The 23267-nt window shown below is 66.0% G+C and carries 23 protein-coding genes and 1 tRNA gene; 7 read left to right on the forward strand and 17 right to left on the reverse strand.

The window, feature by feature from the left end; translation table 11 throughout:
• Window positions 1-939 (reverse strand): NAD(P)-dependent oxidoreductase, encoded by a 939-nt coding sequence (locus tag AC4ELH_RS30860; RefSeq protein ID WP_110916900.1) that lies wholly within the window; start codon window positions 937-939, stop codon window positions 1-3.
• Window positions 940-1013: 74 nt separating this feature from the next.
• On the opposite strand from AC4ELH_RS30860, the gene AC4ELH_RS30865 reads away from it, so the two are divergent.
• On the forward strand, window positions 1014-1085 hold the full coding sequence (locus AC4ELH_RS30865; RefSeq protein ID WP_498889496.1) for a hypothetical protein: 72 nt from the start codon (window positions 1014-1016) through the stop codon (window positions 1083-1085).
• Here AC4ELH_RS30865 and AC4ELH_RS30870 read toward each other — a convergent pair.
• From AC4ELH_RS30870 to AC4ELH_RS30885, 4 genes are read right to left on the reverse strand one after another with little or no spacing between them, the layout of a single operon-like run.
• Window positions 1063-1569, reverse strand: coding sequence for a (2Fe-2S)-binding protein (locus tag AC4ELH_RS30870; protein WP_448447580.1), 507 nt, complete (start codon window positions 1567-1569; stop codon window positions 1063-1065). The two genes, AC4ELH_RS30865 and AC4ELH_RS30870, sit on opposite strands and share 23 nt — an antisense overlap.
• Window positions 1562-2446, reverse strand: coding sequence for an FAD binding domain-containing protein (locus AC4ELH_RS30875; protein WP_498888570.1), 885 nt, complete (start codon window positions 2444-2446; stop codon window positions 1562-1564). Before AC4ELH_RS30875 ends, AC4ELH_RS30870 begins: the two co-directional genes overlap by 8 nt.
• Window positions 2443-3147 carry an SRPBCC family protein gene (locus tag AC4ELH_RS30880; protein ID WP_064958853.1) on the reverse strand — a complete coding sequence of 235 codons (705 nt, stop codon included), beginning with the start codon at window positions 3145-3147 and terminating at the stop codon, window positions 2443-2445. The genes AC4ELH_RS30875 and AC4ELH_RS30880 overlap by 4 nt, the downstream gene beginning before the upstream one ends.
• A gap of 2 nt (window positions 3148-3149) precedes the next feature.
• The gene (locus AC4ELH_RS30885; RefSeq protein ID WP_498888572.1) at window positions 3150-5519 is read right to left on the reverse strand and encodes a xanthine dehydrogenase family protein molybdopterin-binding subunit; all 2370 of its coding nucleotides are present in this window, start codon (window positions 5517-5519) and stop codon (window positions 3150-3152) included.
• Window positions 5520-5737: 218 nt separating this feature from the next.
• Between AC4ELH_RS30885 and AC4ELH_RS30890 the strand changes: the two genes are divergently transcribed.
• Window positions 5738-6631 carry a DUF5995 family protein gene (locus AC4ELH_RS30890; protein WP_131811660.1) on the forward strand — a complete coding sequence of 298 codons (894 nt, stop codon included), beginning with the start codon at window positions 5738-5740 and terminating at the stop codon, window positions 6629-6631.
• Here AC4ELH_RS30890 and AC4ELH_RS30895 read toward each other — a convergent pair.
• Both AC4ELH_RS30895 and AC4ELH_RS30900 read right to left on the reverse strand, forming a co-directional pair.
• A complete protein-coding gene (locus AC4ELH_RS30895) occupies window positions 6579-8285 on the reverse strand; it encodes a hydroxysqualene dehydroxylase (protein WP_498888575.1) in 1707 nt (568 codons plus the stop codon). The two genes, AC4ELH_RS30890 and AC4ELH_RS30895, sit on opposite strands and share 53 nt — an antisense overlap.
• Entirely contained in the window at window positions 8282-11464 is a 3183-nt protein-coding gene (locus AC4ELH_RS30900; protein WP_498888577.1) for an ATP-binding protein, read from the reverse strand. The genes AC4ELH_RS30895 and AC4ELH_RS30900 overlap by 4 nt, the downstream gene beginning before the upstream one ends.
• A 103-nt stretch (window positions 11465-11567) precedes the next feature.
• Here AC4ELH_RS30900 and AC4ELH_RS30905 point away from each other — a divergent pair, with 103 nt between their 5' ends.
• The 3 genes from AC4ELH_RS30905 (at window position 11568) to AC4ELH_RS30915 (ending at window position 14233) form a co-directional block, all read left to right on the forward strand.
• Complete coding sequence (locus AC4ELH_RS30905; RefSeq protein WP_448447647.1) at window positions 11568-12206, forward strand: M15 family metallopeptidase; 639 nt, start codon at window positions 11568-11570, stop codon at window positions 12204-12206.
• A gap of 85 nt (window positions 12207-12291) precedes the next feature.
• On the forward strand, window positions 12292-12996 hold the full coding sequence (locus tag AC4ELH_RS30910; protein WP_064884667.1) for a cutinase family protein: 705 nt from the start codon (window positions 12292-12294) through the stop codon (window positions 12994-12996).
• Window positions 12997-13087: 91 nt separating this feature from the next.
• Window positions 13088-14233, forward strand: coding sequence for a glycoside hydrolase 5 family protein (locus AC4ELH_RS30915; protein WP_448447569.1), 1146 nt, complete (start codon window positions 13088-13090; stop codon window positions 14231-14233).
• A gap of 197 nt (window positions 14234-14430) precedes the next feature.
• On the opposite strand, the gene AC4ELH_RS30920 is transcribed toward AC4ELH_RS30915, so the two are convergent.
• The 3 genes from AC4ELH_RS30920 to AC4ELH_RS30930 all read right to left on the reverse strand — a co-directional run bounded on the left by AC4ELH_RS30920 (window position 14431) and on the right by AC4ELH_RS30930 (window position 15795).
• The gene (locus AC4ELH_RS30920) at window positions 14431-14835 is read right to left on the reverse strand and encodes an HNH endonuclease (protein ID WP_448447567.1); all 405 of its coding nucleotides are present in this window, start codon (window positions 14833-14835) and stop codon (window positions 14431-14433) included.
• A gap of 42 nt (window positions 14836-14877) precedes the next feature.
• Window positions 14878-14952: transfer RNA gene (locus AC4ELH_RS30925), tRNA-Thr, on the reverse strand.
• Window positions 14953-14979: 27 nt separating this feature from the next.
• The gene (locus AC4ELH_RS30930; RefSeq protein WP_448447565.1) at window positions 14980-15795 is read right to left on the reverse strand and encodes a hypothetical protein; all 816 of its coding nucleotides are present in this window, start codon (window positions 15793-15795) and stop codon (window positions 14980-14982) included.
• A 96-nt stretch (window positions 15796-15891) separates the two neighbouring features.
• Between AC4ELH_RS30930 and AC4ELH_RS30935 the strand changes: the two genes are divergently transcribed.
• Together AC4ELH_RS30935 and AC4ELH_RS30940 are read left to right on the forward strand one after the other, a co-directional pair.
• Complete coding sequence (locus AC4ELH_RS30935; RefSeq protein WP_064884923.1) at window positions 15892-16611, forward strand: response regulator transcription factor; 720 nt, start codon at window positions 15892-15894, stop codon at window positions 16609-16611.
• 30 nt (window positions 16612-16641) lie between these two features.
• Window positions 16642-18075 (forward strand): sensor histidine kinase, encoded by a 1434-nt coding sequence (locus AC4ELH_RS30940; protein WP_498888581.1) that lies wholly within the window; start codon window positions 16642-16644, stop codon window positions 18073-18075.
• Here the strand turns inward: AC4ELH_RS30940 and AC4ELH_RS30945 are convergent.
• The 7 genes from AC4ELH_RS30945 to cyp51 form a co-directional block, all read right to left on the reverse strand.
• The gene (locus tag AC4ELH_RS30945) at window positions 18035-18451 is read right to left on the reverse strand and encodes an HIT family protein (RefSeq protein ID WP_064884678.1); all 417 of its coding nucleotides are present in this window, start codon (window positions 18449-18451) and stop codon (window positions 18035-18037) included. The genes AC4ELH_RS30940 and AC4ELH_RS30945 overlap by 41 nt on opposite strands.
• Window positions 18452-18493: 42 nt before the next feature.
• Window positions 18494-19321 (reverse strand): SDR family NAD(P)-dependent oxidoreductase, encoded by an 828-nt coding sequence (locus AC4ELH_RS30950; RefSeq protein WP_498889498.1) that lies wholly within the window; start codon window positions 19319-19321, stop codon window positions 18494-18496.
• A gap of 29 nt (window positions 19322-19350) precedes the next feature.
• Window positions 19351-19779 (reverse strand): nuclear transport factor 2 family protein, encoded by a 429-nt coding sequence (locus tag AC4ELH_RS30955; protein WP_498888583.1) that lies wholly within the window; start codon window positions 19777-19779, stop codon window positions 19351-19353.
• A 90-nt stretch (window positions 19780-19869) separates the two neighbouring features.
• Window positions 19870-21003 (reverse strand): NDMA-dependent alcohol dehydrogenase, encoded by a 1134-nt coding sequence (locus AC4ELH_RS30960; protein WP_044520554.1) that lies wholly within the window; start codon window positions 21001-21003, stop codon window positions 19870-19872.
• A gap of 92 nt (window positions 21004-21095) precedes the next feature.
• A complete protein-coding gene (locus AC4ELH_RS30965; RefSeq protein WP_448447559.1) occupies window positions 21096-21644 on the reverse strand; it encodes a nuclear transport factor 2 family protein in 549 nt (182 codons plus the stop codon).
• Window positions 21641-21853, reverse strand: coding sequence for a ferredoxin (locus AC4ELH_RS30970; RefSeq protein WP_448447557.1), 213 nt, complete (start codon window positions 21851-21853; stop codon window positions 21641-21643). Before AC4ELH_RS30970 ends, AC4ELH_RS30965 begins: the two co-directional genes overlap by 4 nt.
• A 10-nt stretch (window positions 21854-21863) precedes the next feature.
• Window positions 21864-23261 (reverse strand): lanosterol 14-alpha demethylase, encoded by a 1398-nt coding sequence (gene cyp51, locus AC4ELH_RS30975; protein ID WP_448447555.1) that lies wholly within the window; start codon window positions 23259-23261, stop codon window positions 21864-21866.
• Window positions 23262-23267 lie beyond the last annotated feature (6 nt).

Here is a 23267-nt window from a genome sequence, read left to right on the forward strand (position 1 = left end):
TCAGGCCGGAGGTTTTCCTCCGGCCTCCCACGCGCTCAGCGCGCCCACTGCGGACCAGTCCAGCTCGCCGCCGCCGGTGGCCAGCAGGGTCAGGAAGCGATCGCGCAACAAGCTCGCGACGGGCAGGGGCACCTGTAGTTCCTCGCCCGCACTCAGTGCGAGTTTGACGTCCTTGAGTCCGAGTGGGGCGGCGAAACCGGCCGGGCTGAACTCCTCGCGGGCCAGCAACCCGCCATAGGTGCGGTACACCGGCGCATCGAACAGCGTCGATGTCAGCAACTCCAGATACTGCTGTTTGTCCACTCCGGCCTTGCCCACCAGTGCCATTGCCTCACCGAGGGATTCGATCACCGAGGCGATGAGGAAGTTGCCGCTGATCTTCACCAGGTTCGCGGCGCGGGGTTCCTCGCCCAGCACAAAAGTGCGTTGCCCGATCGCATCGAAAATCGGCGACACCGTCTCGACGGTGGCCGGCGCGCCCGCCGCCACCACGTACAACTTGGCAGCTGCGGCGGCTTCCGGACGTCCGAACACCGGTGCAGCGACGAAACCCTGCCCGGCATCGGCATGGGCCGCGGTGAGACGGTCGGCCAGGGCGACACTGACGGTCGACGACGAGACGTGAACGGCGCCGCCGGGCAGGTGGGCAAGGATGCCGCTGTCGCCGAACGTGACGGCCTCCACCGCGGCGTCGTTGGAAAGCATGGTGAGGACGACGTCGCCATGACACGCATCCGCCACCGATGCCGCAGGCACTGCCCCCTGGGCAGCCAACGCGGTCACCTTGTCGGGGGAGCGGTTGTACACCGTGACCTCGTGCCCGGCGGTGAGGAGGTTCGCGGCCATGGCCGAGCCCATGTTGCCCAGCCCGATGAATCCGATCTTCATGTCTCCACTCTTACCGGCTGACCGGTGAGTTTGGGGACCGGGAGGGGGCATGAGGTTCCCGACGGAAATGCTCCAGATGGGCGGAGCGCCTGTCCTACAGCAGGCAGAAGGCGCACGTCACGTCGGTGCAGAGCGCCAAGGCCGTTGAGACCAGGGCCCGGCGCATCGTGAAAGTTATTGCTGACCTAGAGGCTTGAGCTCGGCGCTGTCCTCGGCGTGGCCGCAAACCCGGTGGACGGCGTTGACGATCCCCTGGTAGCCGGTGCACCGGCAGAAGTTGCCCGACAGTCCCTCGCGGATCTCCTCATCGGTGGGGTCCGGGTTGTCGCGCAGGAGCGCGGTGATCGACGTGACGAATCCCGGCGTGCAGAAGCCGCACTGGAGGCCGTGGCACTCCTTGAGGGCGGACTGCACCGGGGACAGCTCGCCGTCCGGGCCGGCGATGCCCTCGACCGTCGTCACGTCCTGGCCGTCGACCTGTACCGCGAACACCAGGCACGATCGGACCGCCTGGCCGTCCAACAGGACCGTGCAGGCACCGCATGCGCCGTGCTCGCAGCCGAGGTGGGTGCCGGTGAGGCCGCAGTTGTCGCGGAGGAAATCGGCGAGGGTCACCCGGGGCTCGACCACCCCCTGGTAATCACGCCCGTTGACCGAAACCGCGACCGGCAGTTCATGCATTGAGGGCCTCCTCGGCGTGGGTGGTTGCCTGGGTCCAGGCTCTGGACACCATGGCCGCGCCGACCCGGGCCCGGTATGACGCGGAGCCCTGCAGATCGGAAGGAATGTCGGTGAGCTCGGACATCGCCAGCCGGCCGATCTCGTCGGGACTGATGCCACCGATCGGGGTGCCGATCAGGGCCGTTTCGGCCGGGACGGCCCGCAGCGGTGTGGAGCCGAGTCCGAGCAGGCCGATGCCGCAGCGGGTGATCCGGTCGTCCTCGTCGAGATCGAACCCGACGACCGCGCCGGCTATCGCGAAATCGCCATGGCGACGGGCGAATTCGGCAATCCCGAAGCCACTGCGACCCGACGTCACCGGGAAGCGCACCGCGGTCAGGATCTCGTCGGTGGCCAGGGCGGTCTCCCACAGGCCGGTGAAGAACTCCGCGGCTGGGATCTGGCGGACGCCGCGTGCCGAGGTGGCCTCGATGGTCGCGTCGAGTGCCAGTGCGACCGCCGCGTACTCGGCAGCGGGATCGGCATGCGCGATCGCGCCGCCAAGCGTGCCGCGGCTGCGGATCTGGAAGTGCCCGATGTGCGGCGTGGCCAGGGTCAGTAGCGGCACCGAGTCGGCGATCTCGTCGTCGAGTCCGACCATGGCGTGCGGGGTGGCCGCACCGATCCGAACCTCGTTGCCGTGCAGTGTGATGTCGTTGAGTTCCGGCACTCGCGAGATGTCGATCAGGTTCTCGAAGTGCGTCAGGCGCATGGCCAGCATGGGTACCAGGCTCTGGCCGCCGGCGAGGATCTTGGCGTCCTCGCCGAACTCACCGAGCATGGCCACTGCCTCGGTGACGGTGGCGGGCCGGTGATAGGCAAACGGGGCGGGCTTCATGACACCAACCGGAGCAGCGCTGCGTGCAGATCTTCGGTGCTCAGCCCGGTGCTCTTGCGCTTGGTGCGGCCGGCCCGGCCGACCAGGAACCCCAGCACGCCTGCGGCCGCGACCGCCCCGATGGCCGGAGCGAAGCGCTTGGCCATCGGTACCGCCATCACCTTGGCCAGAGCGAGCGCATTGATCGGGGCGGCCTCCTGTGGTGCCTGCGCGGATGTTGCTCCGGCAGAGCTGGTTTCGTCCGAGGGGGTAGCCCCACCGACCAGTTCGGCTTCGAGGCTCTTCGCGAACTGGTCGATCAGGCTGCCTGCCACATCGGCGAGCACGCCGCGGCCGAACTGGGCGGCCTTGCCGGAGATGGCCAGATCGGTGGTGACCACCACGAGGGTGGAGTCGGCGCCCTCGTCCTTCAGTTGGGCGGTCACGATGGCCGAGGCGGTGCCGTTGCCGCGGGTCTCCTTGCCGTTGGCCTTGAGCACCACCCGCTGCGCTGCTGCGTCTTTTTCCTGGAAGGTGGCATCACCCTTGTAGGACACCGTGATCGGACCGACCTTGACCTTGACCGCACCCGTGAAATCGTCTCCGTCGACGCTCAGGAGGGTGGCACCGGGCAGGCAGGGGGCGACGCGTTCGACGTCGGTCAGCACCTCCCAGGTTTTCGCCGCCGGTACCGCGACCCGGAATTCGTTGTTGAGCTCCACGATCAGTGATCCCTTCCTGATGGTTTCTGCGAGCCGAGTTCCTGTGCCTGCTCGATCGCTTCGACGATGGCTGCCGGAGTGGCAGGCAAGGTGGTCAAGGTGACGCCGAGCGGGGCCAAGGCGTCGTTGACGGCGTTGATCACCGCGGGGGTCGAGCCGATGGCACCGCCCTCGCCTGCTCCCTTGTAGCCGCCCACGCCGGGGCCGGGGATCTCGACGTGGCCGTACTCGATCGTCGGGACCTCGGTGGCGGTGGGCAGCAGATAGTCGACAAAGGTTGAGGACAACGGGTTTCCGGCGTCGTCATAGGACAACTTCTCCAGCAGTGCCCCGCCGATGCCCTGGACGGTGCCGCCGGCGATCTGGCCCTCGACCACGTTGGGGTTGATCATCGGGCCGACGTCCTCGCTGACGATGTAGCGGGTCAGGGTGACGTGGCCGGTGACGACATCGACCTCGCAGGTGCAGGCGTGGGTGGCGTTCGCCCAGTGGATCGGGGCGGTCGGTGGCGCGGTGTAGCGGGCGGTGGCCTCGAGGTTCGCCGACATGCCGGGCGGCAGCATCTGCGGCTCGTAGTGCGCGCGGTAGGCCAGATCGGCGAAGCTCACGCTCTTTTCGGGATCGTTGCGCGCGACGGCCCGCGACCCGCCGAGCTCGATCTCGGATTCGGAGACCTCCAGCCTGGCGGCGGCCATCGCCACCAGCTGGTTGCGCAGGATCGTGCCGGCCTCGTTGACCGCCCCGGCCGTCATCGGGGCGCTGCGGCTGCCCTGGGTGCCCGCGCCGTACGGCGTCACCGCGGTGTCGCCCTGGATGGTGGCGACATCGTCGATGTCGGCGCCGAGTGCGTCGGCGGTGAGCTGAATGACGGTGGTTTCCAAGCTGTTTCCGGTGGACCCGCCGTTGACGTAGACGTTGATCTTGCCCGTCGGCTCCATCCGGATGGTGCAGCCCTCGCTGGCCAGGTGCCCGGTGGCCGCGCCGGTGGGCTCGATGTAGGCCGAGAAGCCCAGCCCGAGGTACCTGCCCTGGGCCAGTGCCTCGGCCTGCTCCTTGCGGAACCCTTCGTGGTCGAGGATCTTGACCGCCTGCTCGAACGTCTCGATCGGGGCGACGTGGTCATACGGCATACCGTTGGGGTTGAAATACGGCATCTCGTCGCGGCGGAGCAGGTTCTTGCGCCGCAGCTCCACCGGATCCATGTCCATCTTGCGCGCGGCGATGTCGAGAAGTATTTCGCGGGTGAGGGTTTCGTACTGCCACGGGCCGCGGTAGGCGTGCAGGCCGGCGGTGTTGGAGAACACCGTCTTGTAGTTGAAGCTCGCTTTCGGTACCCGGTAAGGGCCCGGGAAGAACATGCCGATGGCCGCGGTGGTCAGCACCGGGTACGGGGTCGGGTAGGAGCCGACGTCCTGGACGAAGTCGATGTCGGCGGCCAGGATGGCGCCGTCATCGTCGAACGCCATGCGCACATCGCCGTCGACGTGGCGGGACTGACCCGCCGACATCAGGTTCTCGCGGCGGTCTTCGATCCACTTGAGCGCGGTGCGTACCTTGCGCGCGGCCAGCATGATGCACATGTCCTCGCGCATCGGGACGACCTTCTGGCCGAACCCGCCGCCGGTGTCGCGCATGATGACCCGCACATGCTGGGCCGGGATGCCGAGCAGACGGGCTGCGAAAGCCCGCAACTCGTGCGGGGTCTGGGTGGAGGCCCAGATGGTCAGCTCGCCCGTCGCCTGCGCCCATTCGGTGACCATGCCGCGGCATTCGATCGGCACCGGCACGTGCATCTGCTGGTAGATGTGCTCCTTCACCACATGTGCGGCGGCGCCGAAGACCTCCTCGTCCGGGGGCATGCCGGCCATGCCGCCGGCATTGTTGTCCGGGAAGGCCTCATGGACGGCCACGTCGGAGGTCAGCGCCTGACGGAAGTCGGCGATTGCGGGCAGCGGTTCGTAGTCGACGTCGACCAGATCCACGGCGTCCTCGGCGATATAGCGGCTTTCGGCGATGACCAGGGCCACCGGATCGCCGACGAACTTCACCTCACCCTCGGCCAGCGGTGGCCGCGGGGTGTCCGGGACGTCCTTGCCCGCGACGGCATGCCAGGCCTCTTTGACCTCGGGATTCAGATCGGCGGCGGTGAGCACTGCGTGCACACCGGGCACGGCCAGGGCCGCGGTGGCATCGATGGCGGTGAACTTTGCGTGCGCGTAGGGGCTGCGGACGAAGCAGGCGTGCAGCATGCCGGGGCGCGTGATGTCATCGACGTACGTGCCGCGTCCGGTGAGCAGGCGGGTGTCCTCCACCCGTTCGACCCGTCTGCCGGCATAGCGGGTTGCGACGGTCTCCGGTACGGCTGACGCCATAGGATCGCTCCATTCCGTCGGTTACTTCTGCGCGTAAGTAAAAGGCCGTCGGAGGGCTCCGGGGCCGGATCAAGAGTGCGATTATCGTACATCGGAAAGCGACATGGCTGAAGAAGAGAGTGTCATTTCCGTTCGAAACTAGGGTAGGCGGCTACTCACGACACCGTGTCCGAACCGCGCGAATCTGTATTCGATCGGACAACGGAGGTGGGATGACGATGACCACACAAACTCTGGTTCTGGAACCCTTGAAAGACGCTTCCACCTTCGATGACGTGGTGCGCAATCTGGACCTCGTCATCGACTGGTCGATCCGGGCGGACAGCACGATCGGCTACTTCGCCGCCTTGTACAAACGGGGCACGATCGCCATCCAGCGCGCAGCCCGCGCCGGCGAGTTCACCGATGCGCAGTGGATCGAGCAACTCGACTGCGTGTTCGCGAGGCGGTACTTCGACGCGTTGAACGCCTTTTTCCATCCGCGCTCCCACGACCCGGAGGCGCTGACCCTGCCGTGGGAGATCGCGTTCCTCAACCAACACAACCGCAAAGCGTCGATGCTGCAGCACATGGTCGCCAGCCTGAACGCTCACATCTGCTTCGACCTGGGAATCGCGGTGGTCGACCTCGCCGCGAACCGGCTGCCCGACATCCACGCCGATTTCGAACACGTCAACGAGTTGGTGTCCCTTCAGACGCCGGACATGCTCGACATCGTCCAACGCCGGTCGCCGGGGGTGCGGTGGCTGCGCTGGGCGATCCCCAAGGAAGACCTGTTCATCAAGGACACTCTGACCAAGTTCCGGGAGGGGGCTTGGAACTTCGCGACCAGTCTGGCCGTCTATCCGGAGGCTGCGCACGAGAAACGGGTCCACCAGCTCGCGTGGGCGGCCGGCCTGGGCGCCTTCTATCTGGAGCCGCCGGCGAAATGGCCGCCGATCGCGCTCCTGCTGCGAAGCATCACCACAGGTGAGAACCAAGACGTCGCAGGCAACCTGTGCGCACTTGCCGGCATCACCGAGCAGCCGCACATGTCGGCGCAGTCCAGCGTGCGAAATCTCAGGCGGAGCCACCCAGCACCGCGAGCAGGCCGCGTGCGAGGGCGCCGGTAGTCCCCGGTATCCCGGCCAAGTCGATCTTGATCGGCGGTGTGACGGGTCCCTGACCCAGTCGCCAGCGCAGCTTGTCCCATCGGCGGAACGGCTCCAATGCCCGCGGCTCGTGCAGCGGCCACACCGGGCACCTGGTCGCGGGCGACCCGGTGGCGTCGAGTATCCCGTTGACCGCGCGCCGCGCGGCCTCGTTGGCGGCCTCCATCGTCGCCAAGTCGGTGTAGGTGCGCACGAAATCGGCCGCCAGGAAGAAGTTGGGGAGGGCCGTCACGGCGTCCGGGCGGTCCGCCCACGAGCCCTTGGTGTTGATCAGCAAGGGCTCGTCGTTCTTCGACTTCGGCCGGTTCGGTCCGGTGCCGAACGTGATCGCCGGATCGAGTAAGAAGTCGATGACGTTGGCCTCGGTCAGGGAGCCGTCATCGATGTGGTCGGTGATCTGCTTCCACACCTCGGTACGAATCTCGTCCCGACTGCACACGTTGGCCTGGTACGGGGTGCTCCCCGGTACATCCCAGGCCGAGATGTCCACGGAGAGAATGCCTTCCACCCGGCCATCACCGCGATTCGCCCAGTTGAAATTGCGCCAGAACTGCCCTTGGGAGATAGCGGTCAACGACCACTTGGAGTCGATGAAGATGGCGTGGCCGTGGACCAGGGGCTTGTCGACGTCGAGATAGAACATCGCGCCGTTCATCCAGTCGGTCTTGAGCTTCGACAGGCCGGTGAGTCGCGGCTCGGCGGCGCAGAGCGCGGGCGTCAGCAGCAGCTCAAGGCGCTCCTTGGGCATCGCCGCCACGTAATGGTCGGCCACGATCTGCTCGGTGTGGCCGTCGACGGACATGGACACACCGGTGATCTGTTTTTCGTCACAATCGATCCCGGTGACCTCGTAGCCGTCACACAGGTTCACCCCGAGGCCGGCGAGATGGGTGAGCCACGGATCGATCCAGACGTCACTGGTCGGCCCGTCCAACACCCGGTCCATCTTCCCGTTCGGGCGTACCAGGTCGAACATCAACTGGCACAGGATCAAACCGCCGGTGCGTGCCGAGATCTCGGTGGCCTTCGCCGCCACCAGCGTGCGGGTCATCCCGTTGGCCAGAAACTTCTGAAACTGCGGCGAGCGGTTGGCCGCGCCGATGAAGTCCCACCAACTCGTCTGCTCCCACTGGCCAAAGCGACGCTCGTCGCACGAGGCCAGCAGGGTGAGCAGCCGTTCCACAAACGCCGTCATCTCCTGCGGCGGGATACCCAGTCCCACGCCCAGTTGCCAGATGGCCTTCATGGTGGCCGACAGATCGTCGAGTGCAGACGAGACCTGGGTGGCCACGATGATCTCGTTGGCGCCCATGTGCTGCGCCAGCATCATCTGCGTCGCCGTGACGAGATGGTCGGCGACGGTCTGACTGTTGTGGGGGATTCGCACCATCGTGTCCGGGACATGTCGATAAAACCCTGGAAAGAACCGGAATCCATGTTCGCCCGGCAGATCCTTGCGCCCACCGGTGGCCGTCCCGGGGAACGGCATCGACCGGGCCTTCCCGCCGAACGCTGTATGCCGCTCGTAGACGGTTACGTCGAATCCGCGGTCGGCCAGTTCATGGGCCGCGGTCAACCCGCCGACACCGCCCCCCAGCACCGCGACCTTGGTCATGACAGGATCCGTTCGGCCCGTGCCTGTTCAGGCCAGCCGGCGTTCCCGGGTAGCCGGTTCACCGCGGAGGTCAAACCTTCGCGGTCCCCGTCCCCGAGCAACTCGAAAGAGTCGATCAGACAACGTAATTCGAACAACACCGCATCTTGACGCCGCGCGAAGTCCAACGCATCGGCCAGAGCGGCCCGACGCTGGTCCAGTGGCACGGTATGGGCTCGCAGCCGCATCAGTTCCGCATCGTGAAAGTGCATTCCGGTCTCCTCTGCGAGGCTCAGTGACATTTCCAGCCGTTCGCGTGCCTTGTCCGGCTGACCGGCCGCGATGAGCAATCGGCCGATGACCGCGTCGTGAAAGGTCAGATAGACGTTGAGGTGCATGAGTCGTGATCCGTCGACGCCTCTGGCGATCTTCGCGGCGGCGGCCTCCAACGTGGCGGCATCGGCGCCGGCGCGCATCGCCGCCACCGCCTTGACGGTGGCGTACTCGGTGGCGCTGACGAAGCGCCACAGGTCCAAGCCGGAATCCTCGGTGCAGCGACGCATTTCGCCGGAAAGCAAGAGCGCCTCATCGAGTTGGCCGGCCTCCAGACACACCCAGATCTCCTTGAAATAGGTATGTGCCCGGTTGAAGGCGTTCAGCGGGAAACCCAGCTGTTCACAGCGGTGGACCGAGGCGGCCAGGTCGGCCTTTGCTCCCGGCAGATCTCCGGAGATCAGATCGGAAAGAGCCAGGTAGGTGTAGGCACCCGAGATCGGATCCGTGTTGCCCCGCCAGGTGTCGTCCAGTTCGCGGGGATCCGACGGAGACGGGTCGGCGAGCGCGGTCAACAGGTGTTCCCGGGCCACCGTGAAGCTGCCCTCCAGCCAGGTGATGGAACCCATCGAGGAGGCGATCGCCCGATGGAACCATGGCCGCTGCGTCGTGATGCCTGCGGCCATGGAGTCGAGGAGTTCGTGGGCCCGGCGCAGGTCTGCCCGGGGGACGTAGTAGCTGATCAGCGCGGTCAGCGTTGCGAAGATGTCGTCCTGATGTCGTCCGTCGGCGGTCAATTGCAGGCAGCGCTCGAAGTCGGCGGGAGCATCGCCACTCATGCTTCCGTGCGCGGCCCCGATCAGAAATCCGCGCTCCAGGCGCAGTGCGATCTCGACCTCGTCGCGTTGCGGCCCGGCGGCGCACCGGTTCAGCAGTTCAAGTGCATGTGTCAGATATGCGCAGGCTTCCGACGCGGACGCGCGTCGCCGGGCCTGCACACACGCCTTCCGGTACGCGGAGACGGCGTCATGGAAACGCTGCGCTCCCTCGTAATGGCGCGCCACCAGCCGCCAATCGGGTTCCACTCCCGCGGCCTGGTCAACCAGCTCGCGTGCCACCCGGGCGTGCAGGTCACGTTCCAGAGTCGGTGGCGCCAGCTCGCCGGCCACCTCGCGCAGCAGCTCGTGACGGAATCGCCAACGCTCGTCCTCGATCTGGAACACCTGCGCCTCGGCCAGCGCGGCGACCACGGTGTCGGTGTCGACGTCGGAGCCCACCACGGACCGGAGCAACGCGAGGTCACCGCTTCGCCCGATGACGGCTGCGGCCTCGACCACCGGCACCACATCTGGCCGGGTGTGAAGTCGGGCGAACAACGGTTCGTACAGCGCCTCCGGTACCTGCTCGTCGTTGGCTGCGGCATCCAGGCCGGCCACGACGTGCTCGATGTAGAACGGGATCCCATCGCATCGACTGCACACGGCGGCCTTCTGCGCATCCGTCACGGCCGGGTCCAACGCTTCGATCAGCTCGTTGCACTCGTCGGTGCTCAGCGCCGTGAGCTCGAAGAGCTTGACCGGCCAGTCCGGCCTGAGCCACTTGCCCTCGCGTCCGGTGAGCACGATCAGCCGCCGCCCGTCGGCCCCGGTGAGCAAGGCGTCGACCACATCCATGGTGGAGGGGTCGAACCAGTGCATGTCCTCGGCGATGACCAGGCCGGCAGCACCGTTCAGGCATGCCAGCAGGTATCGGAGCACGGTCGCGCCGATGAGCTCATACAGGGTGCGGCCCTCGGCGATCGCGGGTTGGTAGCCGTGTTCTGGTCCCACGCCCAGCACCGGCGCGAGAAACGGAATAGCTGCCGTGGGATCCATTGCGTGCGAACGTAATTCAGACTCCAGGAGACGGATCCGCTCAGCGGCTTCGGTGAGCCGGTCGATGCCACAACGGCGTTCCAGCAGGCGGCGCACCGGATACAGGCCGGCGTCGACGTGTAGCGGGGAGCCCCTCAGCTCGATGACGGTTCCGCCCGATCCCGTGACCAGATCCGCAGCGACCCGGCCCAACCGGGTCTTACCGATGCCCGCTTCGCCACGGAACGCCACGCCGGCACACCTCAACGTGCCGTCTTCGGCCTGCTGCCAGGCGGACTCCAACCAGTCCCGCTCGCGGTGCCGTCCGACCAGAGCAGCGGTGCGGGTCGCTACCGCGGTCGGATAGTCGGACAGCACCCGATGATGGGTCACAGGTTCGTCGACACCTTTGACCGGTGCGGCCGGGCAGGCCGCGAGTTCGAACGTGCCGCCGATCAGAGCCGCCACCGCGTCCGACACGGCGACGGTTCCCGGTGCCGCCAGCGAGGAAATGCGGGCGGCCAGGTTCGCGGCGAAACCGTAGACGTCGTCTTGCGCGGTGTCGAGGTAGACGACTCCACGGTGCACGCCCACCCGCACGTCGATGGTGACGCCGAATCTACGGATTGCCTGTTCGCTGATTCGGGCCACCGCGTGGGTGATCTCCAACCCTGCGGCGACGGCTCGTTTGACATCGTTCTCGTGGGCCTTGGGGTGGCCGAACACGGCCAGCAGTCCGTCGCCCTTGGTCGAGCTGATGTGGCCCTCATAGTGGTTGACCAGGCGGATCGCGTCCTGGCGATACCGGCCGACCAGCGTGCGGTAGGTCTCGGGTTCGACGCGCGTGGACAGCACCGTCGAGTCGACGAGATCGATGAACATCAACGTGAGGCGTCGGATTTCCCCGTGACCGTCGGAGGCGGCGAGTAGATCTTCGGCGTCCGCGTTGCCGCGGTCCACCGCCAGGACCTGCTCGGCCAGGGAGTTCGCGGCAGCGCGGTCGCCGCGATTGCAGGCACGCACAGCCCGATCGAGCAGCTCGTCGATCGATGTCTGGTTCCCGTCGAGGCTCATGTGATCCTCCTGCGCAGACGGGCAAAGCCTATCGCCGCGGTCGCTCACCTCCCAGGCAATTGACGGGATGGCTGAAATGATGCTTGAGCAGGCAATTAAGTGGATGTGGTGCAATTTGTCCGTGCGCATCGCATTCGCTGCCCTGGTTCTGCTTGCCGGTGTCCTCTGGGCCCCACCGGCGTCCGCCCGGCCCGCTGCCGAAGCCGGGCTGGTCGACGTGCGCTCGGTCGTGCCCGACGCGGTGATCGACCTGCGGTACGCAACCAGTGACAACTTCGTCGGCCGGCAGCTCTATCCAGCGGGTGCTCCCTGTCTCGTGCACGAGTCGATGGCCCCCGGCCTTGCCGCGGCGGCGGCCGCCCTGCGGCCCGACAAGCTGGTCTTCTGGGACTGCTACCGGCCACACGAGGTTCAGGTCAGGATGTTCGAGGTGGTGCCCAACCCGAATTGGGTGGCCCGCCCGAGCGCCTATGCCCGCAGTCACGAGGCCGGTCGCTCGGTCGACGTCACGATCGCCCGAGGGGGGTCGCTCGTCGACATGGGCACCGGGTTCGACGACTTCACCCCGCGCAGCCTCGCGTACGCCACCGACGGGGTGAGCCCTGCAGCCCAGGCCAATCGGGCGCGACTGCGCGAGGCCATGAAAGCCGGCGGGCTGAACGTGTACTCGGGGGAGTGGTGGCATTTCGACGGACCCGGCGCGGCCGACCCGCGGCCCTACCTGGATGTTCCGCTGGGATAAGTCCCGGGCCCTGTTCTCCGCGTTTGGAATGTGCCAGCATGGGGAACCGTAACGTTCGTCACGATCCGGTAGGCGTGGAGTCGAAATGAACGTCTTCAGATATTTCCAGGGCGCGGCGCTGATCGCTGCCTGCACCGCCCCGTTCGCACCCATGCCGGCCGCGTCGGCGCAGCCGCCGTGTCCAGATGTCGAGGTGGTGTTCGCTCGCGGCACCTACGAGCCGCCCGGCGTCGGTGGCCCGGGACAGTCCTTCGTCGATGCGCTGCGTGCGCGCACCGGGGAACGTTCGGTCGAGGTGTATCCGGTGAACTACCAGGCCAGTGGAAACTTCGGTGACCGGATCGAGTTCGCCAGAACCGTCGTCGACGGTATCCGCGACGCGTCCGACCATGTCAAGGCGACGGCCAGGGACTGTCCCAAGACGAAGGTGGTGTTGGGCGGCTACTCGCAGGGCGCCGTCGTAGCGGGCTACACCACTGCCGCCACCGTTCCCGACGGGATTCCGGCTGAGTACAAGCAGTACATCCCCGAGCCCATGGCGCCGGAGATTGCCGACCACGTGGCATCGGTGGTGCTGCTGGGCACACCGTCCGACGAGTTCATGCGCGACATCGGCGCGCCGCCGATGGTGATCGGTCAGCGATACAAGGACAAGACGATCGAGCTGTGCGAGCCCGGCGACACGATCTGCGACGGAACGCCGGCCGGGGTTCCCAACTTCGCACACACCGCATATGTACTCAATGGCATGCCCGGTCAGGCCGCCGATTTCACGGTGGGCCGGCTCTGACGGTGCCGAGTTGATAACAATCTGAAACCTCAATGGTTGCAATGTCATCCGTGAGGCCGAGGTCTTTGCTGAGCGCCACTATGTTCACTAGGTGCACCGTCGAACGGCCCTCAAGATCCCGCTGGTAATGGCAGCTGCGGCCGCTCTTCCTCAGGTGCTGGCCCCGCTTTCGGTGATCCCGCGGGCGAGTGCCGCACCCGGTCAGTGGCCGGTGGAGCGAGCCAACGCGTGGTATCAGGCGCAGGGCTGGTTGGTCGGCACCAACTTCATCACCTCGAACGCGATCAACCAGATCGAGATGTTCGGCGCCGGCACCTATGACGCGCGGCGCATCGACAGTGAGCTGCAGGCGTGCCGCCTACTCGGGTTCAACACGGTAAGGGTGTTCCTGCACGATCTGCTGTGGGCGCAGGATCGCGCCGGATTCCAAAGCAGGCTCGCGAATTTCGTCGGGATCGCGGCGCGTCAGGGCATCAAGCCGCTGTTCGTGTTCTTCGATTCGTGCTGGGATCCGAACCCGCAGCTAGGCGCGCAGCGGGCACCGACGCCGGGCGTGCACAACTCGGGCTGGGTGCAGAGCCCCGGTGCGCAACGCATCGACGACCCCCGTTACCGCCCTGTACTGCGCGACTACGTGGTCGGCGTGATGAGTCAGTTCCGCAACGACAACCGGGTCCTGGGTTGGGACCTGTGGAACGAGCCGGACAACCCCGCCAAGCAGTATCGCAAGGTCGAGCGCAAGGACAAGATCGATGCGGTCGGAGGACTGCTGCCCCAGGTGTTCGCCTGGGCGCGTTCGGTCAACGCCGTGCAGCCGTTGACCAGTGGTGTGTGGCAGGGCAGCTGGGACCGCGGAAGCCGAAGCGAGATGGACAGCTTCCAACTCGACAACTCCGACATCATCTCCTTCCACTCGTACGCCGGGCCTGCTGAATTCGAGGCTCGCATCGCCGAACTCGCTCCCTTGGGCCGGCCGATCATGTGCACCGAATACCTGGCCCGAGACCAGGGCAGCACCGTTGAGGGTGTGCTTCCGGTTGCCAAGCGGCACAACGTCGCTGCCTATAGCTGGGGTCTGGTGGCCGGCAAAACCCAGACCTACTTCCCGTGGGATTCGTGGGACAAGCCCTACACCAAGGTGCCGAACGTGTGGTTCAGCGATCTGCTGCAGCCCGACGGACGGCCCTACAAGGAAAGCGAATACCAGGCGTTCCGGAAGCTCACCACCCGCGTGTAGGTGTTTAGCCGTGGTCGATGCGGGCGACTCACCAGGCTATGGACCAACGTGACGGTGGCAGGCCGATACCGAAAGACGCCCGTAAGGTGACTGAGGGGCAAGAGGAGCTGCAGGACGAATTCGACCGTCGGGGTGAGGATCCCGAGGGGCCGGGACTGCACGAGAGCCACGAGAACATCGCCGACGAGACGTGAACGCTAGAACGACTGCCCGTTGGCGTAGCGCTGCCGGCGGCTGTGCCGTCCGTTACCGCGGTTGCGGCTCTTGTATGTCGGCAACTGGGAGTCGCAGTTGGGGCAGACCAGTCTCAGGTTTTCGCGTCGGTTGTTGGTCGGGTTCCCGTCGATGTGATCCATGATCAAGGTCAGGGGTAGCGCCTGCCACACGCTGGCCGCGCCGCAGATGGCGCAACAGCCCGACTGTGCCTCGATGAGGTAAAGCCGGATGTAGTTGCCTTGTTCGCCGCGGACCCGGGCGTCGCCTGACTCGAGCCAGCGCTTCGTCATGGCGCCTCGTCGCGACGCAGCTTGACACGCATTACCGCAGTAGAGCTTCTGGCTGCGCTTCGACAGCGGTGTACCGCAACCGCGACAGAGCCTCATGATGGGAAATTACTTGCAACCACCGACAACCGAGTCGATGCGTGGAGCCTCCTATCGGGATTGAACCGATGGCCTACGCATTACAAGGGCGTTGCTCTACCACTGAGCTAAGGAGGCGGGTCGAACGCGGCCTAGTTTAGCGGGTCACTCGTCGGCGTCGATAACTCGCTGGGAACTGACCGGCCGCGGGGAGCTTCGCCGAGACGAACGGCGGGGCAGTGGGATGCGGTCGGCGATGTTGCTCAACGGGTTCACCACCTGACTCAGTGTGATGACGGCTTCGTGCAGAGCGTCGATGGTGGGCGCGAGGGCTTCGAGCCCGGGCGCCAGCCGGTTGAGGGTGTCGGCCACATCGGCGAGCTTGAGCAGCGGGCCGTCGGGATCGGTCAGGGTGTCGAGCAGGCCGCCCTCGGCGAGGAGTTTGTCGGCCACCCCGTCCTCACGCAGCACCCGCTCGAACAGTCCGTCGTTGGCGAGCAGTTGATCGGCCAACCCGCCGGGTGCGATCACCCGGGACACGGCGCCATCGGCGGTGGTCAACCGGTCCAGCAGACCGCCCTCCATGGTCACCTGGTCCACCAGGCCGCCGGGGGCGACAGCCCGGGCCACGGCGCCGTTGTCTGCGGTCAGCCGGTCCATCAGGCCACCCTCGGCGGTCAGTTGATCGACGATCCCACCTGGTCGCAGCAAACGGTTGATCGGGCCTTCGGGCGCCAGTGCCCGGCCGAGTGGCGCGTCATCGTCCAGCAGTCGCGCCAGGCGGTTCGCCCGCTCCACCGCATCGTCGATGCCGAACAGCGAGGCCATCGATGACCTGCCGTTGAGGGGATTTGCTTCGGTGATGCTGCGTTGCACCGCGTTGAGGGTCTCGTTGGCGATGCCGAGACCGGCATCGGCCACCGCCAGCCCGATTCGCACCGGCGCGGTAGCAACCTGGATCAGCGTCTTGCCGAGATTCATGGGCGTCAGTGTAGTTACCCCGATCACAGTTAAACTCACAGGAAGTGCACAGCGTGCATGCAGGTTGAGTTCAACAGGTACTACCAACATCAGGGAATGGCCATGCCTGCATTACCTGAGAGCGTCCCGGAGGCCCGGGTTCTCGTCGTCGACGACGAGGCCAACATCGTGGAGCTGCTGTCTGTCAGCCTGAAGTTCCAGGGTTTCGAGGTCTACACCGCGTCCAACGGCGCCGCCGCGCTGGACAAGGCCAGGGAAGTCCGGCCCGACGCCGTGATCCTGGACGTGATGATGCCCGGCATGGACGGCTTCGGGCTGTTGCGCCGGCTCCGCGCCGACGGCATCGACGCCCCAGCACTGTTCCTCACCGCGCGCGACAGCCTGCAGGACAAGATCGCCGGCCTGACGCTGGGCGGCGACGACTACGTCACCAAGCCGTTCAGCCTCGAAGAGGTGGTGGCCCGGCTGCGGGTGATCCTGCGCCGGTCCGGCCGGGGCGTCGAGGAGCCCCGCAGCGCCAAGCTGTCCTTCGCCGACATCGAACTCGACGAGGACACGCACGAGGTCTGGAAGGCTGGCGAACCCGTTTCGCTGTCGCCCACCGAGTTCACCCTGTTGCGCTACTTCATCATCAATGCGGGCACGGTGCTGTCGAAGCCCAAGATCCTCGACCACGTGTGGCGTTACGACTTCGGCGGTGACGTCAACGTCGTCGAGTCCTACGTGTCCTACCTGCGCCGCAAGATCGACACGGGCGACAAGCGTCTGCTGCACACTCTGCGCGGCGTCGGTTACGTTTTGCGCGAGCCACGCTGACGCCTCGTTCGGCGGCGGCATAATTCTGGAGTGTTTGACCGGGTAGAGCGGCACGGTGTGCCGCTGCGGGTCGGGCTGGTGGCGGTCGCGCTGGTCCTGGTGGCGTGTGGGCTGCTCGCCTCCGGCGTCGCAGTGACCTCGATCATGCGGCACACCGAGGTGAGCCGAATCGACCAGACGCTTCTTGACGCCGCGGGAAGTTGGGCCCAGGAGCCGCGCCAACTGCCGTCGACGCCGCTGGAAGGGCCGAACCCAGCCCGCCCGCCGTCGAATTTCTATGTGCGCGGTGTCGACCAGGACGGCAGGACCTGGATCGCGGTCAACGACCGTGAGGCGGAGCCCGAGCTCCCCGATGACAACGATGTCGGTCCGGTGCCGGTGACCGTCGAGTCCGTCGGATCCTCCGACGTGCAGTGGCGGGCCATGACGGTGCAGGGGCCGAACGGCGAGCTCACCACCGTCGCGATCGATCTGTCCGACGTCCAGTCTTCGGTCCGGGCGTTGATCTGGTCGCAGGTCGGCATCGGCACGGTCGTCCTGGTGGTGCTCGGCGTCGTCGGCTACGCCGTCGTGCACCGCAGCCTGCGTCCCCTCGTGGAGGTGGAACAAACAGCCGCGGCCATCGCGGCCGGACAGCTGGATCGCCGTGTCCCCGAACGTGATCCGCGGACCGAGGTGGGACGACTGTCGTTGGCGCTGAACGGCATGCTCGCGCAGATCCAGCGGGCGGTGGCGTCTTCGGACGCCTCGGCCGAGCAGGCGCGGACTTCCGAGGAACGGATGCGCCGCTTCATCACCGATGCCAGCCACGAGCTGCGGACCCCGTTGACCACGATCCGCGGATTCGCCGAGCTCTACCGCCAGGGCGCGGCGCGCGACGTCGAGATGATCATGGGCCGGATCGAGAGCGAATCCCGACGGATGGGCCTGCTGGTCGAGGACCTCCTGCTACTGGCCCGACTCGATGCACAACGGCCGCTCGATCAGCACCGGGTCGACCTGTTGACCCTGGCCACCGATGCCGTCCACGACACCCAGTCGATCGCCCCGAACCGTCGGGTGCGGATGGAGGTGTTCGACGGTCCGGGGACCCCCGAGGTGCTGGGCGACGAGGCCCGATTGCGTCAGGTGCTGAGCAACCTGGTCGCCAACGCCGTGCAGCACACACCGGAAACCGCCGGGATCACGGTGCGGGTGGGCACCGACGGCGACGACGCGGTGATCGAGGTGTGCGACGAAGGCCCTGGCATGAGCCAGGAGGACGCGCGACGGGTCTTCGAGCGGTTCTACCGAGCGGATACCTCACGCACCCGCGCGAGCGGCGGTACCGGGCTGGGCCTGTCGATCGTGCATTCCCTGGTGCTGGCGCACGGCGGCACGGTGAACGTCACCACGGCGCCCGGTCAGGGCTGCCGGTTCACCGTCAGCCTGCCGAGGATTGCAGATCTGCCAGCGCGGCTTTGATCTTGGCCTGAGCCTCGTCGAGCGACTCGGCCGACGGGTTGTTGTCGACGTGGGCGAAACCGAAGTCGGCCAGGTTGTAGGCCGGGAACACGTGCACGTGCAGGTGCGGCACCTCAAGACCGGCGATGATCACGCCGGAGCGCTGTGCGCCGAATGCCCGGCAGACGGCCTTGCCGATCAGCTGCGACACTTCCATCACCCGGGCGAACACCGCGGGTTCGACGTCCTGCCAGTTGTCGATCTCGGCGCGGGGAACCACCAGCGTGTGGCCCTGCGTCATCGGGGCGATGGTCAGGAACGCGACGATCTCATCGTCTTCATAGACGAATCGTCCGGGCAGTTCTCCGTTGATGATCTTCGTGAAGACGGACGCCATGGAGACCAAGCATAGTGGAGGCCACCGCGTCCTGAACTCCGGTTATGTCCCGGAAATGGCCTCGTGCAGTTCCTCGACGGTCCACGGCGGCGCACTGTGGTGATCTCGGTATCCGATGAAACCGGTTGAGGGCCGGGCGAATTCGCCGATGAACCCACCCGCGGCGATGAAGATGCGGCCCGTCACGTCTTTGGCCTGGTCGCTGACCAGGTAGGCGTACGTGGGGGCGACGTAGTCCGGCGAAGCGGCGTCCAGTGCGCCCTGCATGCTGACGTCGTCGAGCAGTCCGCGCCGGTTGAGGTCAGCGATGTGCTGTTCATAGTCCGATCCGGTGGACAGCCGGGTGCGGGCGCCCGGGCACACCACGTTGGCACGCACGCCGTGTTCCTTGAGTTCGGCGGCAATCGCCAGGGTCAGCCCGTTCACCGCGCCCTTGCCCGCCGGATAGCCGCTGCCGCCGTAATCGCCCAGGAATGCAAAGGAACTGGTGTTGACGATGGCGCCACCCCCTTGAGCCACCATCTTGGGCGCCGCTGCGCGACAGGTCTCGAACACCGTACCCAGATGTGCGTCGAGCAGGCTCCGGAACTCGGCGCTGGTCACGTTCAAGATCGAGGACCCCGCCGGCTCCGCGGTGCCGGCGCAGTTGATCAGGATGTCGACGTGACCGAACTCGGATACGCAGGTGTCGACGAGTGCGTCGGCCACCACAGGGTCGGCCGGTGAACCGGCATGGGCGACACCGGAAATGGATTCGGCCGCGGCTGAGGCAGCCCCCAGGTCGCGGCCGTTGACCACCACACCCGCACCCTGGGCGGCCAGGAGCTCGGCGACCGCCAGGCCGATGCCGCGGGTGCCGCCGACCACGATCGCGCCGCGGCCGGCGAGCGATCCGGTGGTCAGTTTCCGTCCGCCTCTGCGAACTGCATCGCTTCCAGATTCCAGTAGCCGCGCAGGTTCGTGATCAGCCCTTCGTCGTTCACCTTGTAGGTGAAGACGCCTCGCACCGTGGCGGTGAACCCGTTGGGAAACTTGGTGCGCAGCACCAGGATGTAGGCGATCTCGGTCGGCGAGCTGGACGGGAACGTCTCCTCGCACGTGACGGTCAGCTCGTTGGGACCGATGTTGGTGTCGTAGAAGGCGGCGAGTGCTTCCTTGCCGCGCACCCCGGTGCCGTCGGGGTTGGTGACGGCCTCACCGATCGGGTCCTCGACCAGGATGTCATCGGCCATGAGGGCCAGCCAGCCCTCCCGGTCACCGGATTGCACGCATCTCCACGACGACCGCGAGGCGACGACGACGGGTGTCTCAGTGGTTGTCTCGGTCACGAAATTCCTTCCTCCATATGCCGAAATGGCATTCCAGCAGGTGGTTACTCGACCTTTGTCTGCTGGAATGCCATTTCGCGGGTAAGGGGTTTAGCGGTCGGCGTCGGTGTAGCGGATGACGCCGCGGATGTTGCGGCCCTCGAGCATGTCCGCGTAGCCGTCGTTGATCTGCTCCAACTTGTACTGGCGGGTCACCATGTCGTCCAGGTTGAGCCGGCCGGCCTTGTACATGCTCAGCAGCTGCGGGATGTCGTGGTGCGGGTTGCCGCCACCGAAGATGGTGCCCTGCAAGCGCTTCTGCAGCAGGGTCAGCATCGACAGGTTGAGCTTGACGTCGTTGCTGGCCATGTTGGCGACCGCGGTGGCCACGACCGTGCCGCCCTTGGCGGTGATGTTCATGTAGTGGTCGATGTCCTCGCCCTTGAGCTCACCGACGGTGACGATCGTCTTGTGCGCCATCCGGCCCTGGGTGACCTCGGCGACCCCGGCCATCGCGGAGAAGATGTCCGGGTAGGCGTGGGTGGCACCGAACTTCAGCGCGTTGTCGCGCTTGAACTCGACCGGGTCGACGGCGAAGACGTTGCGTGCGCCGGCGGCCAGGGCGCCCTGCAGCGCACCGGTGCCGACACCGCCGACGCCGACGATGACGACGTCGTCACCCGGGCGGACGTCACCGCTGCGCACCGCCGAGCCGTAGCCGGTGGTGACGCCGCAGCCCACGAGGCAGGCCACCTCGAACGGGATGGACGGATCGATCTTCACGACCGAGCTCTTGTGCACGACCATGTACGGGCTGAACGTGCCCAGCAGGGTCATCGGGATGACGGGCTGACCGTTCTTGACGGAGTGGATGCGATGCGTGCCGTCGGAGACCGCCGTGCCGGCCAGCAGCCCCGCGCCCAGGTCGCACAGGTTGCGCAGACCCTCCTGGCACGCCGGACACTCGCCACACGACGGGATGAACGACAGCACGACGTGATCACCGGGCTGGATGTGGTCGACGCCCGGGCCGACCTCCGTCACGATGCCTGCGCCTTCGTGGCCGCCGAGCACCGGGAAACCTGCCATCGGGATGTCGCCGGTCACCAGGTGGTGATCGGAATGGCACATGCCCGAGGCTTCCATCTGAATCTTGACCTCGTCCTTGACGGGGTCACCGATCTCGATCTCCTCGATCGTCCAAGGTTGGTTGAACTCCCAGATGAGAGCGCCTTTGGTCTTCATCGCGTGTGCCTTCCACTAGAGCCGTTGACCACAGACTAGAGCCATTAGTTGCGTGGGTCACACCCACCCCCAAGCAACTGCTTGGCCGGGAACTACCAGATCTTGACCGGCGCTTCGCCGCGCGGGTAGTAGCCGGGCAATTTCTCGCCGGCGAGGCTGCGCTCGATGCGCTTCTGCATCGTCGGGGTGAGGTCGCCGGAGCTGATCAGGTTCATGAATGCCTTCTGCACGTGCCCGAAGTCGAAGAAGTCGCGCTGCCACTCGATGAGCAGCTGATCGTTGAGCCGGAACCAGCTACCGCCGATGCCGTAGATCTCGGCGGTGCTGCCGTCGGACTTGTGGGCGATCTGCTTCCAGAAGCCGACGATCTCGTTCTGCTTCTCGTCGATCAGCACCCGCTGGTACTCGTAGACCCAGTTCTCCAGGCCTTCCATCTCCAGGCCCAGTGCGGTGTCCCGGATTTCGTCCTTGCCGATGCACATGACGTCTTCCTTGGGCCCGATGTTCCAGCCGTAGGTTGCATCGTCGGTGTAGAAGTCGGCCAGCGGCTTCCAGTCACCGGCCTTCTCGGCCTCCTGGTTGGCCTTGAGCCAGCGATCGGACCAGGCTTCGAGGGCTTCTCGTTTGGAGGATGAAGTCATTGTTCCGCTTTCTTTGTGATGGATAGTGCTCGGGTAGGACACATCTCGACGGCCATCTCGACGGCATCGCGGAGCTCGTCGGATGGTTCGTGATCGAGGATCTCGACGACGCCGCGTTTCGGCACCCGGAACACGTCCGGCGCTTCGAGCTCACACATGGCGTGGCCCTGGCACAGATCCTCGTCGACCTCAACGCGGTAGCAGCCCATGAGTGCGCTCCTACTCGATTCCCCGGTCGCTGCGCTCATGCCCGCCGGAAACCCGCTTCCGATAGCGAACCTTGGCCGGCTGAGCCAGCTGCACGACCATCTTGGAGTGGTCGTTCTGGTAGCTCTCGGCCGGCTGGGCCATCTCGAACTCATACTCGCGCAACAGAACCGAGAAGATCGCCTTGATCTGCATCTGCGCGAACGCCGCACCCACGCAACGGTGTTTACCGGCGCCGAAGGGGATCCAGGTCCACCGGTTGATCAAATCTTCCTGACGCGGCTTCTCATAGCGGGCAGGGTCGAAAGTGTCGGGCTCGGGGAAGTCCTCCGGGATCCGGTTGGAGATTGCCGGGGAGGCTGCCACCATCTGGCCCTTGTGGATCGGATGGCCCGCCACCTCGAACTCGTCCTGAGCCACGCGCATCAGGATGATCAGCGGCGGATGCAGGCGCAGGGTCTCCTTGAGCGAGTTGTCCAGCTTCGGAATCTGCCGCAGCGCATGGAAACTCACCTCCTGGCCGTCGGCGTAGAGGTCGTCGAGCTCCTGCTGCACCTGTGCGTACACCTCGGGGTTGCGCAGCAGTTCGATGAGCGTCCACGAGGACGTGCCCGAACTGGTGTGGTGCCCGGCGAACATCAGGGAGATGAACATCCCGGTGACCTCGTTGGCTGTGAACCGGGGGTTGCCCTCGTCGTCCTTGATCGACACCAGAACGTCGAGCAGGTCGCGATCCTCCTTGCCCTTCGGCGGATTGGCGATGCGACCGTCCATGATCTCCTGCACCAGCGCTACGAGTTTGACGCGCGACTCATCGCGGATGCGGAAGCTCTCGATGTCCAGGTAGGGATCGACGTAGCAGAGCGGGTCGGTGCCCCGCTCCAACTGGTGGTAGTACTCGGCGAACCGGCGATCGAGCTGCTCGCGGAACTTCAGCCCGATCAGGCACGCCGTCGAGGTGTAGATCGTCAGCTCGGAGAAGAAGTCGAGCAGTTCGATCTCGCCCTGGGGTCCCCAGTCAGCGATGATCTTCTTGACTTCGTTCTCGATGGTGGCCGCGTGGCCCTTCATCTGCTCACCGCGCAGCGCGGTGTTGTGCAGCATCTCGGCGCGGCGCTCGGGATCGGCGTCGAACACCACGCCCTCACCGAAGATCGGCGTCATGAACGGGTAGGCCTCGGCCTGGTTCAGTTCGCTGTCGCTGGAGCGGAAGAAGAACTCGTTGGCCTCCGCACCGCTCAGCAGCACCACCTGCTTGTCGGCCAGCTGGAACCAACCGACGTCACCGCATTCGTCCCGGATGCGCTGCATCAGGCCGATCGGGTCGGTGCGAAATTCTTCCAGGTGGCCGTGTTCGTCTGCTTCACCGCCCGAGACGCGCTGTACTTCCTTGAGTTCTGAGCTCGTCATGTTCTT

The organism is Mycobacterium shunyiense, assembly GCF_058270075.1.

Excerpts from the sequence above, each read along its gene's own strand:
- AC4ELH_RS30890 (WP_131811660.1), top strand. The coding sequence starts at position 5,738 with ATGACCACACAAACTCTGGTTCTGGAACCCTTGAAAGACGCTTCCACC.
- AC4ELH_RS30910 (WP_064884667.1), top strand. The coding sequence starts at position 12,292 with ATGAACGTCTTCAGATATTTCCAGGGCGCGGCGCTGATCGCTGCCTGC.
- AC4ELH_RS30885 (WP_498888572.1), bottom strand. The coding sequence starts at position 5,519 with ATGGCGTCAGCCGTACCGGAGACCGTCGCAACCCGCTATGCCGGCAGA.
- AC4ELH_RS30945 (WP_064884678.1), bottom strand. The coding sequence starts at position 18,451 with ATGGCGTCCGTCTTCACGAAGATCATCAACGGAGAACTGCCCGGACGA.
- AC4ELH_RS30895 (WP_498888575.1), bottom strand. The coding sequence starts at position 8,285 with ATGACCAAGGTCGCGGTGCTGGGGGGCGGTGTCGGCGGGTTGACCGCG.
- cyp51 (WP_448447555.1), bottom strand. The coding sequence starts at position 23,261 with ATGACGAGCTCAGAACTCAAGGAAGTACAGCGCGTCTCGGGCGGTGAA.
- AC4ELH_RS30930 (WP_448447565.1), bottom strand. The coding sequence starts at position 15,795 with ATGAATCTCGGCAAGACGCTGATCCAGGTTGCTACCGCGCCGGTGCGA.
- AC4ELH_RS30860 (WP_110916900.1), bottom strand. The coding sequence starts at position 939 with ATGCCCCCTCCCGGTCCCCAAACTCACCGGTCAGCCGGTAAGAGTGGA.
- AC4ELH_RS30935 (WP_064884923.1), top strand. The coding sequence starts at position 15,892 with ATGGCCATGCCTGCATTACCTGAGAGCGTCCCGGAGGCCCGGGTTCTC.
- AC4ELH_RS30905 (WP_448447647.1), top strand. The coding sequence starts at position 11,568 with ATGTGGTGCAATTTGTCCGTGCGCATCGCATTCGCTGCCCTGGTTCTG.
- AC4ELH_RS30900 (WP_498888577.1), bottom strand. The coding sequence starts at position 11,464 with ATGAGCCTCGACGGGAACCAGACATCGATCGACGAGCTGCTCGATCGG.
- AC4ELH_RS30960 (WP_044520554.1), bottom strand. The coding sequence starts at position 21,003 with ATGAAGACCAAAGGCGCTCTCATCTGGGAGTTCAACCAACCTTGGACG.
- AC4ELH_RS30870 (WP_448447580.1), bottom strand. The coding sequence starts at position 1,569 with ATGCATGAACTGCCGGTCGCGGTTTCGGTCAACGGGCGTGATTACCAG.
- AC4ELH_RS30920 (WP_448447567.1), bottom strand. The coding sequence starts at position 14,835 with ATGAGGCTCTGTCGCGGTTGCGGTACACCGCTGTCGAAGCGCAGCCAG.
- AC4ELH_RS30965 (WP_448447559.1), bottom strand. The coding sequence starts at position 21,644 with ATGACTTCATCCTCCAAACGAGAAGCCCTCGAAGCCTGGTCCGATCGC.
- AC4ELH_RS30875 (WP_498888570.1), bottom strand. The coding sequence starts at position 2,446 with ATGAAGCCCGCCCCGTTTGCCTATCACCGGCCCGCCACCGTCACCGAG.
- AC4ELH_RS30970 (WP_448447557.1), bottom strand. The coding sequence starts at position 21,853 with ATGGGCTGCTACCGCGTTGAGGTCGACGAGGATCTGTGCCAGGGCCAC.